Below are 505 nucleotides of genomic sequence, written 5' to 3' on the forward strand. Positions count from 1 at the left end.
CGAGCACATCGCCATGAGCGTGTTCCGATTCGACTCCGAGATGCTCGTCACGCCCCACCTGGCCAAGCTCGTCGGGCACGACTCGCCGATGCTGCACCTACGGCGGTACCAGGAAGACGGACTGTTCGACCGGTTCACCTACCATGCCACTGAGCTGTGGAGTAACGGCCGTGATGTGTGGCAGCAGCCCCAGCCCACAGGTCAGATTCCGAGTGACTAACTGAGTGACGATCGGCCCGGGCGACCATGGACCTCAGGGGACCGCGCGGGACCATAATCCCAGGTAGGGGCGGGTATCAGTGCTGATCCCACCCCCTCATCATGTGCCTGGGGGTCAAGGGGTCGCAGGTTCAAATCCTGTCGTCCCGACCAGGTCCTTACCGGTCGATGAGGGTGTCACTCTTCTGGGTGGCACCCTTTCGCGCACCGTGGGTTGCCATCGATTCGCCCGGGTCGCTGCCCGTGGTGGTTTCCGGGTGTAGTGCAGGGGATCACTTCAGCCTGG

The 505-nt window shown here is 63.2% G+C and carries 1 pseudogene; it reads left to right on the forward strand.

Features of this window, described 5'->3' with window-relative positions:
• A pseudogene (locus FAF44_RS53620) lies at positions 1–220 on the forward strand (hypothetical protein); the annotation flags it as partial.
• Between the last annotated feature and the right edge of the window lie 285 nt (positions 221–505).

The sequence above is a fragment of the Nonomuraea sp. MG754425 genome (assembly GCF_021699195.1).
Lineage (GTDB): Bacteria > Actinomycetota > Actinomycetes > Streptosporangiales > Streptosporangiaceae > Nonomuraea.